Annotated in this window: 10 protein-coding genes; all 10 read left to right on the top strand. The window is 38.1% G+C overall.

Annotated elements, in window-relative coordinates:
• The first annotated feature begins 30 nt into the window (after positions 1-30).
• Complete coding sequence (locus tag ACUN27_RS34735) at positions 31-1,926, top strand: hypothetical protein (RefSeq protein ID WP_445560431.1); 1,896 nt, start codon at positions 31-33, stop codon at positions 1,924-1,926.
• Between the two features lie 395 nt (positions 1,927-2,321).
• A complete protein-coding gene (locus tag ACUN27_RS34730) occupies positions 2,322-3,428 on the top strand; it encodes a Wadjet anti-phage system protein JetD domain-containing protein (RefSeq protein ID WP_445560430.1) in 1,107 nt (368 codons plus the stop codon).
• Position 3,429: 1 nt separating this feature from the next.
• The gene (locus ACUN27_RS34725; RefSeq protein ID WP_445560429.1) at positions 3,430-4,998 is read left to right on the top strand and encodes a hypothetical protein; all 1,569 of its coding nucleotides are present in this window, start codon (positions 3,430-3,432) and stop codon (positions 4,996-4,998) included.
• On the top strand, positions 4,979-5,722 hold the full coding sequence (locus tag ACUN27_RS34720) for a DUF6063 family protein (RefSeq protein ID WP_445560428.1): 744 nt from the start codon (positions 4,979-4,981) through the stop codon (positions 5,720-5,722). Before ACUN27_RS34725 ends, ACUN27_RS34720 begins: the two co-directional genes overlap by 20 nt.
• A complete protein-coding gene (locus ACUN27_RS34715) occupies positions 5,637-10,100 on the top strand; it encodes a hypothetical protein (protein ID WP_445560427.1) in 4,464 nt (1,487 codons plus the stop codon). Before ACUN27_RS34720 ends, ACUN27_RS34715 begins: the two co-directional genes overlap by 86 nt.
• 521 nt (positions 10,101-10,621) lie before the next feature.
• Positions 10,622-11,362 carry a Fic family protein gene (locus tag ACUN27_RS34710; protein WP_445560426.1) on the top strand — a complete coding sequence of 247 codons (741 nt, stop codon included), beginning with the start codon at positions 10,622-10,624 and terminating at the stop codon, positions 11,360-11,362.
• 271 nt (positions 11,363-11,633) lie between these two features.
• On the top strand, positions 11,634-12,344 hold the full coding sequence (locus ACUN27_RS34705; protein ID WP_445560425.1) for an SIR2 family NAD-dependent protein deacylase: 711 nt from the start codon (positions 11,634-11,636) through the stop codon (positions 12,342-12,344).
• Between the two features lie 9 nt (positions 12,345-12,353).
• Positions 12,354-12,830 carry a hypothetical protein gene (locus ACUN27_RS34700; protein WP_445560424.1) on the top strand — a complete coding sequence of 159 codons (477 nt, stop codon included), beginning with the start codon at positions 12,354-12,356 and terminating at the stop codon, positions 12,828-12,830.
• A 17-nt stretch (positions 12,831-12,847) separates the two neighbouring features.
• Positions 12,848-13,543, top strand: a complete 696-nt coding sequence (locus ACUN27_RS34695; RefSeq protein ID WP_445560423.1) for a hypothetical protein — start codon at positions 12,848-12,850, stop codon at positions 13,541-13,543.
• Between the two features lie 39 nt (positions 13,544-13,582).
• Positions 13,583-14,248 (top strand): DUF6946 family protein, encoded by a 666-nt coding sequence (locus ACUN27_RS34690; protein ID WP_445560422.1) that lies wholly within the window; start codon positions 13,583-13,585, stop codon positions 14,246-14,248.
• The last annotated feature ends 12 nt before the right edge of the window (positions 14,249-14,260 follow it).

Here is a 14,260-nt window from a genome sequence, read left to right as displayed (position 1 = left end):
AAAGATCGTCAAGAAATGAGGCGAGAATTCGTGGAATTATCATCAGCAGTATCGGTTCTGGAACAATTAAATCAGGAGAAATTTTGCCGGGCATTCAGAAGGCTGTTTGATATAGTTTTTCACGTTAACGATCTACAGTTCTGGTGTGAACTTACCGGCATAAGTCCGAAATCCGCTTGGAAAACTTTGAGTAAACAAGGGTGGAGGCGATTAGGCAGGGAAATCTTTGTGCGCGGCACCATTGGAACTATGGAGGAAGTTGTGGCACTCTGTAACTTATACGGTCTGCATAAGAAAGATATAATTAACATGGTCGTTTATGTTGTTAGGGCGAGTAATGGTTATCTTCCGAGAGCGTTGAAGCGGTTGCCTTTATCCTATGATATCGTACGTGTTTTACTCGAGCTGCAGGATGTGCTTATTCCAGTTACTCGACTCTACTGGCTGCCGAAGTCGGGTTTACCCGATTCGCTTAGAGTAATCAATCGGTATGCTCATTCTCAACGAAGTCAATGGAATGAGTTGATTATCGCGACATTTATCAGGGTGGGCAAACCTCTAAGATTGGAGGAATTGATTTATCAAAGTATGGGAGTCGTCCCGGTACCGATCGTGTTAAAACGCTTGTTTATTTTTATGTTAAACATTCTTCCGGTAAGTAAGATCGACGACACGGATTATTGGATTTTATCGGATTGGGAACCGCAAGTGGATTTATCGCTGATTGACAATATTACTACTTTATTGACAGAACAGGGGGCTCTGCCTCTGGATGAAATCATTAAGGCGATAACAAATTACGAAGAAACGAAAATTTACGAGATACTAGCGTTCTGGCCGGAATTTGTTCTACGCTCCGATGATACATACGCGATAAACATTAGTCCTTTGGACGATGAATTGTTGGCGATCATAGTGCCAGCATTGTTGAAGCATCTTACGAAAGGGGAAGAGGGAATACCGACCTCGCAATTATTCAAATATGCAGAATCCATCGCAAATTCTCATGGTTTAAATATGCATGTTCGGGACTTCAAAGCGTTCCTTAAAGGTTGGGGGGAAGTTGCCATTGTGGGCAGCCGTGTGTATGCGATGCAGAAAGCTCCTTTTCACAGTATGCGTTTGGGTGATGTCGCTTATTTGGTTCTAATGGAGAATGGTGCTCCCATGCTATACACCGAACTTGAGGCTGAGATTCGGCAGCGGCGGAATTACATTTACTCTATCTCCTCCGTTTTTCTGACAGAGCCGAAGTTGTCACGCCCCAGTAGGGGTTACTGGGCATTGCGCGAATGGGGGCTGATTGAGTACGACCCTCAGATTCATACTAGAATCGGAGAAGTACTTATTTCGATCATCGAACAGGCGGGTCGTCCGGTTCATAAGACCGAAATACGTCGACAATTGCGGCGCCGTGGGATGAATATGAATGAGGGGACACTGCACCTTGATCTCATTGAGAATGAGCGGATACATCAAGTGGCGCGCGGCGTTTATGCATTGACAGAATGGAATTTATCCTTCCGAGATCTGTTCCGGTTTAAGTTCCCTTTCCGGTTATCTCTTCCAGACGGAAATCCAACGATATATGAGTTGGAAGATGGAGTCATGATCGAATATTTTATCTCCAAGTATTGCCTGGAGTTGGGGCGGATACTTGTCAAACGGTATATTAATGAATACTTTTCCGACCTGAAGCAATATACCAAGTATTCGGTAACGGATTTCTCAGGCAATAGATATGAGGGCTGGGTTGATCGAGTGGATGAAGGGCGTTATCAGTTTCTAGGTTTGCAGCGATGGTATAAAACTCACAAGCCAAGGTATGGTGAGAATATTTATTTGTATATTCCAAGCAACGAGGAGTATACCTTCTCATTGCTGACCGCAGAACAAGCGGATATTTGGATTTATAAAGAAGATTAAAAGGGTCTTGGGAAATTCGTGAATATTTGAATAGAATTGACTGTTTTGTATTAGACGAAATTAGACATTAAATAATTTGAAATTAAGCATAACAAAATACAAAACACGCAACCACTTCAAACGCTTGTATGATTCAATTCCTTTCAATATATTTGTCTTCGTCATATACATCCAGTTGTTTTTACGAATTATTATGAAATTGAATGCAGCTCCCACTTTGTTTTTAAGGCGGGGGTTATTTTTTTCTTTTATTTATAAAGGCACTGCAATCATATCAGGGTAAATTCAATTTATCGAAATATCACAGAAAATATTCTGTGGGAACAAGTGTTCAGTGACAGAGTGTTGACGTGTCGGTTTGGTTTAATAAAAGCATAATGCAAATTATAGATCTAATGAAACAATCCTCAAACACAAACGCAACTAAAAAGGGTGATGTTCTTTTGAAAGACCTGATAGCACTATATATCGAAAAACATAAAACTAAAACTATCCGGACAGATGATCTTGAAGTCTTTCTGGTACGTAATCATAAATTACGTTATGAAAGAGAAGGCGGATTTCCGGCTTTTGTTAAAACGATTGAAGATATCTGTCGTGACGGAGTAATATCCCCTGTTATCTCGAGAGGTAAGACAGGCACGAAACTATACAATGTTTACCGAAAAATTGAACAAGCAGCTGAGCCAGTGGAAGAAGCATATGTTCGAATGCTACTCAATGAGTATCATCCTAAAATGGCGTTATCGTCCTACGCAAAAGATTATGAATTTTTCATCATAGATAAACCGTATCTGGATGAAATTAATAAGTTCCTAAGGACTGGGGATACGGAAGTTATTTCAATTAACGAACGATCTTTCGAACTTTTTTATGATGAAAAGTGGTTAGACCAAAACAGGGGAGTCCTCCAACGAATCAGCATAACTTTAGATGATTTATGCTGTTACCCTACTTATGAGCCTTTTTTTGAATACCGTCGTACCTGTCATAGTAAATCATCGTACCACATTCTGATTGTAGAAAATAAAGATACTTATTACACACTCAAACGTCTCTTTATCGAAGGGATCTACACATTTGGAGAGATTCCCTTCTCCATGCTAATTTATGGGGAGGGGGATAAGATCCTAAGGAGCTTCTCATATATTAACGAGATCGAAGAGCTGAGAGATATTAATTATCAGGTTCACTACTTCGGGGATATTGATCCTAAGGGGATGAGTATTTTTTCTTCTCTACAGAAAACCGTAGACGTTCAACCTTTTTTCTTATTCTATTTTGCATTGTTAAGCAAATATGAACATAGGGTGCCACCTCGACGTAAAAAGGAACAGGCAAAAACTAAACCATTATCCTATGCGACCTTCCTTGAATGTTTCAACGAATCCATAAGTAAAAGTCTTATCTCGATTGTGGAACAATGCAATGGATATCTTCCTCAAGAAGGATTAAATCGTAAAGATTTTATGAAGCTAAGCCACCCCGAAGGAGACTTATAGAATGGATAGTTACGACAATATTTTTGTTGGTTTCCGGGAACGTATGAAGAACTTAGGGGTGTTTTCACCAATTCTTTATATGAAAGATAAGATTCGTTTTCGTGAACTGCCTCTTGTATCGCTGGCGATTGCTGTGATGCTATACACTTTGGAAAATATGCTGATGAACCGGCCTACCACTACTGATGGTATTCACAGATTCCTTAAAACTACTTTATGGGAACGGTCTGACATCCAATTGAATAACGAGGAAATCGAGGAGCTACGGGAAGTCCTTGTCGATGAGTTCCTCCGAAACTTTGGTTGCAATCATGAATTTGAGTATTTCGATTTGGAACAGAAGAGTAAAGAAATAATATCATTCCGGTTATTTGAGTACGATGAGGACATGAACCTAGACATGCTTAAAGAGCGGAAAATCAGTCTCCGTTTATCAACCGAGGGTATTGAAATGCTCTTTAAAACTAAAGAAATGTATGGTGAGCTTCAAATCTCTATTGCTCAATTATATTTCAAACAGCAAATGCAAAAGGGACTTTTTCATGAAGCGCTAAATGCAATTAACGATATTACAATAGCAATTAAGAAAGAGCGCTTCGCTCTTCGCGACTTACAGGGTGAAATTGTTAAGGATGCCATTTCGGTTTCAAAAAAAGAATTACTGAAAAAACAGCTTGAGAGTGTTCACGACAAATTAACTCGGGAACGAGAAGTTTTCAATAGCTTGAAAAATTTAGTGGATGAAAAAATCCATAGTTACCATATGGGCGAACTTACAGCGAAGGAAATTAAGGGTATTGAGCTTGTAATGCAAATTCAGCGGAAATTGGTGAGTGTAATCGCAGTGCATGAATCGTTGTTTACTGATAAACAAAAGCTGCAGATGGTCATGACCCACTCCATGGAATCGCTAATTCTCAATGCCTTTTCTGTAAAACTAAATTTCGAACGCGAAATTTTGAGCGAAATTTCCGCAAGGCCCGTAGATCTAGAGACATTAAAAATCATTTTAAATCCCTTATTACCTTTCCGGAGAAAGCCTATTTTCAATCCCCTTGAAGTATTTCAACCGCAGCGGCGCATTATTCGCAAGCAAGAGCAAGATGTAGAAGTGCATGAAGTCAGTGAAGAGGAAATGTTAATTATTGAAAAAGCTGAAGAAATGCATCGAGTACTAAAGGAAGCCAAAGTGGTAGAATACCTTCGTATTTTAGGTGATCCGATACTTACCCACAGTAGCGTTACAATTTCCGATATCCTATTAAATATAAAAAATGAGAATTTTGACTTGTACCAGGAACTTACAAACACGATGCAATTTTACTCCTTCCTTGTTGATCTACATCAAAGCGACTATACGTCATTCCAACGGATTGAACATGAGGTTATTCCCCATTTACCAGTTATTCCTAGATGCTTAGCTCTAGCTGTAGAGGCATATCCGGAGCTTGAAGCCATAGGATACTTTTCTTTCGAGCCGAATGGGAGTGTCATTACTCTTCCGAACGGCTATGTTCTTTCTGATTTTGCAATACGAAAGGGGAATTTATATGGGAACACTCAAGGATGAATTTGCGGATGCATTCTCAGTCTTTATTGCACTGCAAAAAGAAGGACGTATTACCAAAGATAATGAGGAGATCTACGGTACTTTTAAGCGAGCTGAGGTACAAGAAATGATCCGAGATGTTATTGAACCGTATGCACAAGTGAAAATATTTGAGTATGAAGACAGCAGTATTATATATATGGTTCCTACTTTGGAAAATCGAGTACTCTCTTACACGAACGAAGAACTGCGTAAGGAAATGGGACTGAAGAATAATGAACATCTCTATTTGGCGTATTTCTGTATGCTGGTGTTATTGTCAAAATTTTTTAATAGTATGGACCAAACCGTATCTACACGACAATACGTGCGAATTGAGGAAATATTAGAGACAGTGGGCAAAAGCATGGATTATTTTAAGTCACTGGATGAAGATGACTTAATCTCCATTGCAGAAGATCTTGAACTGGATCTAAAAGGAATTATGTATTCATGGGATTCTGTGCCTGAGTTTAATGAAACGGTAAAAAATTTAAAAAAATCAAATTATGATAAGCACCATTTTGGATTTTTAAATAAAGTGCTGGTGTTTTTAGAAAAGGAAGAACTGGCCGTTATTATGGAAGGTAAAGAGGTAAGAATTACAGAAAAGCTGAGTCATGTTGTTATCAAATATTATTTTAATACTGGACGAAAAGAACGAATTATGCGCTTTATTACAAATTCACAAAAGGGGAGAAGTTAAAATGCCAGTCATAACTCGAATCCGTACGGTCGGCCTGAAGTTTGATGAAGGGAAGAAAATTATTCCCGATAATATTTGGGAGCCGCGAGGTAAGAATACAATTTTTTTGCTGGAGAATGGCGGCGGCAAGACAAGCATTATCCAGACCTTAATGCAAACAGTGTTACCCAATTCGAGTCTCGCTGGACGAAATATTAAGGATACCTATGCCAAAAAGTCATATGGACATATTGGGGTAGAGTGGTTACTAGACGGAGAGAAAGAAAAGTATTTATTGACTGGTTTTTGCTTTAAGAATGCAGAGACGGATAAAGACAAGCTTGATTATTTCAATTATCTTTTTACTTACGAGAAAGACTCAGAAGTCAATATTGCTACGTTACCTTTTACTACGGATAAGATGGTGACAAGATATACTGAGTTCAGAAAATACTTACTCAGTTTAGATTATCCCTACGTTGAAATCCCAGATTCTAATAAAAAGTATAAGGAAAACCTAATGTTATACGGTATACTCCCGGAAGAGTGGGAAAGCATCCGAAAGATTAACGGTGATGAAGGTGGGGTAGAAGGCTTTTTCCAAAAAGCGAAGACAACGGAAACGTTGATCACGAAGTTGCTGGTACCTACTATGGAAAATACTATCTTTCAAACTGAGGAGGATAAAAAGGAAATAATTGAGGCCTTCAAGGGATATAAAGAGAACCTTCTAATCATTCCGGAATATCAGAATGATATTGAAGACTTTAAAATGATTAAATCTTTGGCTGAAATGGTCGTCTCGAGCGTTCAGGAACTAGAGAATAAGAGGCATATACATAATTCAGAACTGATGAAAATTGAACGTCTTCGCTCTACGTTACAGATGCACCAGGTAAAATCTGCAGAAGCCTTGCGGAGGATGGAGGATGAGAAAAAGAGGATTTCTCAAGAGATTCAGGATTGGAACTGGAAAAAGGATAGTATTAACATTCAAACAAAGCGAGGTGAAATGCAGGAGCTACAACTAGAAGCAGAACGGTATGAGGAGGAGATTAAATCCCACCGTCAACAGTTGATTGTACTTGAGCAAAAAGAAAAAGAACTTCAATCGTTTATACATTATGCGTTGTATGACAAGGAGAACCAAGCAGTCATTTCCTACACTCAAGAGCTAGAAATGATGAAAAAAACTCAGCCAGAGTTAGAGGAGACCGTTCGAAATAAGACTGAAGAACTACAGATTGCCTGGTCAGCAATTCTTCATCAGAAGACGAAAGCAAGAGATGAAGTCTCTGAAAAAATTGGAGATATTAAAATTAAATATGATAAAACAATTGCTGAGCTTAATAGATGTCAGGATGACAAGGGTGAGCTTCAAAATGAAATAGGTTCTCTCAATGAGTACGTGCGAAACTATGAGAGTGAGCTGGAACGGACGAAACATATTTGTGATTCGGGCGCTCTTGGTAGCCCCCCAATTTTGTTAGAAAACTTTGTCCAGAGATTGGGGGAAATCCAGGCTCAAATTCAAGAATGTTCAGATCATCTTCAAACATATGAGGAAGAACTCTCCACGTGTCACTCTAAGGAGAAGGAACTTAGCTTAGAGGAATCAATAATTCACACTGAGCGCAATGATAACCAAACAGCAACACGGGAATATGAGACCAAGTATGCCATACTTGCAGATACCCTAACCAAGCAGGGGAAAATGGTTTTTGATTTGTTTGCTGAAAAAGACGAAGATCTTGCTTGGCTCGATAAAGAGATTAGTACAAGGGGTTACCAACGGGATGAGCTAAAAGTTGGGATAGAGGAGCTTCGTAGAAAGATTAGACATCTCACTGAGAATGAATATTTTGTTCCCCATCATACTCTTCTTGAGATTAAGAACCGACTATATCGAGGAGGTACGCTTGTTACGCTCGGAAGCGAGTGGTTAGCTGACCAAAACGTTGATGAGGAAACTAAGGAACAATATTTGCAAAATCATCCGCTGCTCCCTTATTCATTTTTAATAGAGGAGGCTCAGACAGCAACGATTGTTCGTGAAATGCAAAGAATTAAGAACAACCGCGAAATTTTTGAAATTCCAGTAATATTTCAACTTAAAAATAAACTGTCTGTGAATACATCTCATGAAGATGTTATCCTTGCATCTTTCCAAGACGGCCTTATGGCCTTTCAGGCATTGGATGGAAAGCTGTTTACTTCCCGAGAGAAAATCGAATCTATGATTAGGGAGTTAAAACAGGAGCTTAACCGTAAGGAAGAGAGACTTAAACAAGATCAACACGAATTATATTTCCTTGAGGATACGTTTCGAACTGCGAAAGATTTTTATAAAACCTATGACGCCTTTTCTGCAAGGAGATTTGCTCAACGTGAATCTGAGCTAACAGACAGACTGGGTTCCATCGCGTTCGAGCTTTCAGCTAATACAGAGAGAATAGCTGCTCTACGGAAAGCACAGACTTCTGTACAAAACAAAAGAGAAGAATACAGGCAAGAACAACAAAAAGTACATTTTAAAACAGAACACCTAAAAAATTTCATTGATAAATACCCAGAACCGGATGTTAACTTTAAAATATCAGCTCTTAAGACAACGAAGTTTGCGCTTGAAGCCATCACCACAAAAATAAATGAAATAGAAGATGAATTAGATGGACTTCGTGAGGAAAATTTGCAGCAGTTAGTTCTATTGCAAGAGAAGGAACGAACTCTTGATGAGCATCTTAAAATAGGGAAGGAATATCAGTTAGATCAAGAGTACGGTTTCGAAAGCGAATATTCAGAAGAAGAATTTCAAGAGATTCGAATTACCTTGGATAAGGCACGAAAAGAACTGAACGAAAAGAATGCGGGGTATGAGACTAAGCAAGAGCTTCTATTGAAGTGCATTGAAAACAGGGATAAGGCCAAAAGTGCAATAGAAGATACAGGGCTTGAGTTTACTTGGGTACAACTGAATTACCGTGCAGTTTATCAGAGTGAAAGGGTAGAGCTCAAAAAGAAGATAGATGATAAAAGAGATGTCGTTAGCTCTCTTGAAAAATTTTTTAATGATAAAAAGATAGAGGTTGCTAAAGCAGAAGGAACCGTGAACAACATGATCTCTACACTCGGTAACGACTTTGGTAAGGCTCCTTATGGTGATGGGGAAGAGGAATTTCCCTTGACTATCCATGAAATCCAAGAGGCAATACAGAAAAACCGAGAAAACAATAAATCGAACGAAGAATGCTTAGAAGCGGAAAACAATGTTATGAAGGATATTCATTCTGCACTTGAGCGCTACCAAGCACAGCGAGAACTGCCGACTGGTAGTATTTCACGCCCAATATTTAACGAACAAGAATGGAAGACATTTGGAGATACTCGTGTTGAGGCTATAACTGTTGCCTCTAGCGCATATTTGAATTCCAAGAATAGCTTGGAGTCACAGCGATACGCTGTAACAAAGGCATGTGAATCCTACGTGAAAACACTACATGAGACTAATAATTCCAAGGTAAGCCGGTTTGCGACCGAGTTTAATTCTGTTGTCATATTGCAAGAGAAGCTATTTGATTATCACTACATTATTGAAGCGTTTGTGAAGGTGTTTGATGCTCTAGATGCGATGGAAAATGACTTACAGAGTAAGCTAACTGAGTTGAGAAAAGATAAAGATAATCTTGTGGATATTGCGCACCGTCGTGCCGTTATTATTCACGAAAATATTTGTGAAGTTTCAAAGCACTCGAAAGTAGAACTATTTGGGAATACGATACAGATGGTGAAAATCAAGTGGGATGCTAATCCCAGGGAAGTATCTCTACATAATACTAACTTGTTTGTGGAGAAGATTATTTATGAACTCAAAAGACTGAAAGGTGAGGGGAAAACCGATGATGAAGTAAATGTATACCTTGAGCAGCAAATGAATAGCATGAATCTCCTTAAGAACGTTTCACCTTTGGAGAATTGTTACATTGAAATATTTAAACCGAGAAAGAAAACACTTCTCGAATTAGGTGTTGAATATTTCTCGTGGGACGAGGCCGCTTCTTGGTCAGGCGGGGAACGATACACCTCCTACATGATTATGTTTATGATAATTGTGACACACATCCGTAAGAAATTACATGGCAAAGAAAGTATCTGGAAAACAATTGTTGCTGACAATCCATTTGGAGCCGCATCATCCGAACATGTAGTCCGACCAATCATCGAGCTTGCACTTAAAAATAAGATACAATTGTTCTGCCTCACGGCAATTCGTGAAGAAGAAATCCGTAGTCACTTTGAAGCTGTTATCAGCAATCGGTACTACAATCGCGGCGGAGTTGAAATTCTGAAATCAGAATCGGAGTACATGGAGCTCAACAACATATATGCTATTAAGAATTAATAGTTCATCTTTAGGGCTCTCTCTGAATTAAATAAGGTAATATGGAGTGCAGAGGGAATATTAACTCTTGCAGAAATGACGTATGGACAAGGACACTTCAAGATCAGAGCTTGTGGATAAATCGGAAGCGATTGAGACGTCTATGCAATTGATTTGGGACTAATTTGTATAGATTAGGTTGATAATTCTAATAGACCGTTTGTTTTCTTGACAGCCAGCTTTTTGTTTTACTTCTTTTGTATACTTGAGGGAAAAGATAGGAGGCTTTTATGGTGCCATATGATATCACTAAGGTTCTAAGACAACAGAGGTTATTTCGGAGATAGTCCGTCTGAATTGGGAGCAATTACTCAGTCAATTTTACGGATGTTTAAGCAAATAAAGTGGGTTAAAGTTGATAAATAATTCATTAATAAAATTTGATATAGCCTAAATAGAAACGGAAATCAGAAGTGTCGTTAAACGTCTAATTATTTTTCACTGTGATATAATGGTAATAAGAGTAGGGAGGGAGGGGCATTATGAACTTTGGAAAGATAGATCTTTTAAAAAGTGAATTAGATAAATTACGTCCATTGCCAGCGGCTGCTGTAAGGAATTTGGAGCAAGTTTATCGAGTTGAGTGGACGTACAACTCTAACGCGATTGAAGGTAATACATTAACACTTTTGGAAACTAAATTGGTTTTAGAAGAAGGTTTAACAATAGGCGGTAAAAAGCTGCGTGAGCATTTTGAAGTTGTTAACCATTCAGAAGCGATTTATTACGTACAAGATGTAGTAAATAGAAACATGGACTTGACTGAGTATGTCATAAAATCAATTCATCATCTAGTACTTAAAAACATTGACGATGAGAATGCAGGGCGATATCGGATGATCAACGTTTTGATATCAGGTTCTCAACATACCCCTCCAAACTTCTCAGTGCTTTCAGAAAAAATGGAACAGTTAATTCAATGGTATGATGAACACAAATATAAATTGCACCCAGTTGAACTAGCCGCGGAATTTCATTTCCGTTTCGTTTACATACATCCTTTTTCTGATGGTAATGGGCGGACAGCACGGCTTTTAATGAATTTAATCTTAATGAAATATGGATTTCCACCAGCAATTGTAAAAGCAGCAAACGATGCTCGTTTGAAATATTATGAGACTTTAGAATTAGCAAGTATGGAAAATGATCTAAAACCATTCGTGCAATTAATTTCCGAATGTGTTGAGGATAGTTTACTGAAGTATATAGGGACGGTAAAGTGACTTGTGTTTTATAATTTATATAAACAAGTTAACAGCCAGAGGAGGAAATATAATTCCTTCCCTGGCTGTTTTGATTACGTTTTTACACGAGAGCCCATTGCTAAATTTATACAATAGAAATATAAATTTCATTACAATACTTACTAATCAGTATTCTTCCACTCCGTCTAAAGCCCTTACATAATCCGACAGTGATAATAATTAGTTTATGATATATTGATTTTGTGTTGAATTCATGTGTTACCTTTCAGATAAGAAAGGAGAATGTTATATGATTCACAAAGAAGTAGCTCAAATCATCTCCATCTCAAAAAATATGGTTGTACTAACCGGAGCAGGGTGTTCCGTTGAATCGGGAGTACCAGACTTCCGCTCTCCATCAGGTTGGTGGAACCAAATAGATCCCAGAACTGTGGCGACAGTAAAAGCCTTGGAAACCAATTATCCACTGTTTCACTCTTTCTACACAACTCGAGTCAACCATTTAAGAAAGATTCTACCTCATGCTGGTCACGCAATTTTAGCGCGCTGGGAGCAAGTTGGTCATATCAAATTAATTACAACGCAGAATGTAGATGGTCTTCATCAAGCTGCAGGAAGTAGTCATGTTCAGGAGTTGCATGGATCTATTAAAGAGTTCCGCTGCCATTCATGTAGAAAAGCAACGGATGAAGAAGCCTTTGTAAACGAGCGGCCCTGTCAGTGTGGAGGGAAGTTGAGGCCTTCTATTGTTTTATTTGGTGAAAATTTACCTAATGATGCATGGCAGCGATCTATGGCGGCCATTGAAAGTGCAGATGTTGTGATGGTAATCGGAACGAGCTTGCAGGTACATCCAGTCAATCAGCTCCCTTTTATCACAAAAGGCAAATTAATCTTAATCAATGCTGAAGAGACTGGCCAGGAGGATAGATTTGATTTCTTCCTTAGAGGTAAAGCTGCTGAAACATTGCTACTTATTCAACACTATATGGAGAAATGAGGAGTGTTAATGCCTTCGATTAATAGCCAGTTAAATAAACCTGATCCATTCATTATTAATAAGAATCAGTGCGAAGATATTATTCACTCCTATTTACAGGAACGAGGGTTTGTCTTAAAAGTCGTTGATTCGAGGAACGATGCTGATTTACATGCAGTAAAGTTAGGAAGAAAGCTTTTTATCGAGTCGAGGGGCAATCAAGCCATGGGACACGATATAAATACGGTATTTGATTCCACTCAAATCGGTATTCATCTAGCAGAACAAATTCAACTAATGCTGAAGCTTTATGAAAGTATAGATGAACATACAATTCTCGTAATTGCAAATCCAGACATTCCAAGAATTCGTCAGCAAGTTGAGCGAATATCTAAGGCATTGTCAGATCTCAAGATCGCAAGCTTATGGGTCCAAAAGGATAAGAAGAATGTTATTGTAGAGTACCCGCATATTCTAACTGAACCTATGAAACAATTAGGATTTTAAGTTCAGGGGTGTTGTTAATGCCGTTAAGAATTTATCCGGAAAAAGTAACAGCAACGATACGAAGAATTAAGCATTCAACCGGAGTGGAATTATTAAGAACTAACACAAAAATTCATTTAGATGATGAGGATACAGTGCTTGGTACTGTTTTTATGACGAATCCAGGTTCTTACAAACTGAGTAAGCATAGGGATTGGAACTCATTTATCAAAGGTGAAAAAGATATTGATTTCATAACCGGTGAGGACTCACCTGATGCCACAATGCGTAGTCTAATAGGAGTTGTAAGAACAGCTTATGAGTCAGTGGGTTTTTCTAAACCGCGCGGCTATATATCGATTTATAACATATCTTCTCTAATAGAACCGGATGGTAAAAAGATAAAAATATATCATAATGAGGTAGTTAATCTTCTGATTGAAAATGGTATAAGTCCTTCAATATTGTGTGAACAAGAAGTAAGTGAGAAAGATCATTTTTATAATCAATGTAAGAACTCTTCTTTTATTATTATGGGATTTCTAAAGAATTCATTTATGGATGATGTTCAAAGATTGAAGGGATGGGGGGAGGGGCATAAGCAAAAATTAGTTTTCGCGGCAGATAAGGAAGGCGATTATACTCATCCTTTTTGCTGGCTACCTAAACCTTCATTAAAGCTGCAAGCCGTAAATAGGCTAGTAGATGTTATAAGAGCTATCGATAAAATGTGAAACCACTCCATTACTAAAACAAATAAATTGGAGGAAGCTATGAAAACATTCTATTTTGCAACAGGTAATCTTGATGATTGGAAAAAACATATGGCCAACCCAGAAAGACAATGGAAAAAGGGATACTCAGCATACGAACTAGCAAATGTATGGACACAAACTAACGGTTTTCCTGATAGAGTTCAAGAATTACTCGATGATTCTCAATTTAAAACAACGACAATCCTCTTTGCTTTTCCAGAATATCAGGTGTACTTAAATAATCAAAGAGCTCCATCGCAAAATGATATATTTATCCTCGGTAAGTTAAATCAAGACCTAGTCATCATGATGGTTGAGGGAAAAGTTGAAGAACCTTTCGGTAAAACGGTAAAAGATTGGTTACATGAGTCGAGTGAGGGGAAGAGACAACGACTTACTTTTCTAAAGGAAACATTACAAATTACTGATTCAAAGTCATTGGATAATATTCGATATCAATTACTACATAGGACAGCATCTGCTTTAATAGAAGCTAAGAAGTTAAATGCTAATAAAGCAATTGTTCTTGTTCATTCATTTAGTGCCACTTCTTCATGGATCGGTGATTATCATAACTTCCTCAAACTTTTTAATCTTCATGGAGAGTGTAATCAACTTTCAAGAAATGTACTTATAAACGGAGTAGAGCTCTATTTTGGTTGGGTGAGCGATAATTTAAGCTGAGTTGAAATAAGT

This window comes from Paenibacillus sp. WC2504 (assembly GCF_052682475.1).
Note: the sequence above shows the minus strand (reverse complement) of the source record. Positions and strands in the feature narration are given on the sequence as shown.

What these genes read in the sequence shown, in the direction of transcription:
- ACUN27_RS34730 (WP_445560430.1), top strand. Translation starts at nt 2,322, where the DNA reads ATGAAACAATCCTCAAACACAAACGCAACTAAAAAGGGTGATGTTCTT.
- ACUN27_RS34725 (WP_445560429.1), top strand. Translation starts at nt 3,430, where the DNA reads ATGGATAGTTACGACAATATTTTTGTTGGTTTCCGGGAACGTATGAAG.
- ACUN27_RS34720 (WP_445560428.1), top strand. Translation starts at nt 4,979, where the DNA reads ATGGGAACACTCAAGGATGAATTTGCGGATGCATTCTCAGTCTTTATT.
- ACUN27_RS34715 (WP_445560427.1), top strand. Translation starts at nt 5,637, where the DNA reads ATGTTGTTATCAAATATTATTTTAATACTGGACGAAAAGAACGAATTA.
- ACUN27_RS34710 (WP_445560426.1), top strand. Translation starts at nt 10,622, where the DNA reads ATGAACTTTGGAAAGATAGATCTTTTAAAAAGTGAATTAGATAAATTA.
- ACUN27_RS34705 (WP_445560425.1), top strand. Translation starts at nt 11,634, where the DNA reads ATGATTCACAAAGAAGTAGCTCAAATCATCTCCATCTCAAAAAATATG.
- ACUN27_RS34700 (WP_445560424.1), top strand. Translation starts at nt 12,354, where the DNA reads ATGCCTTCGATTAATAGCCAGTTAAATAAACCTGATCCATTCATTATT.
- ACUN27_RS34695 (WP_445560423.1), top strand. Translation starts at nt 12,848, where the DNA reads ATGCCGTTAAGAATTTATCCGGAAAAAGTAACAGCAACGATACGAAGA.
- ACUN27_RS34690 (WP_445560422.1), top strand. Translation starts at nt 13,583, where the DNA reads ATGAAAACATTCTATTTTGCAACAGGTAATCTTGATGATTGGAAAAAA.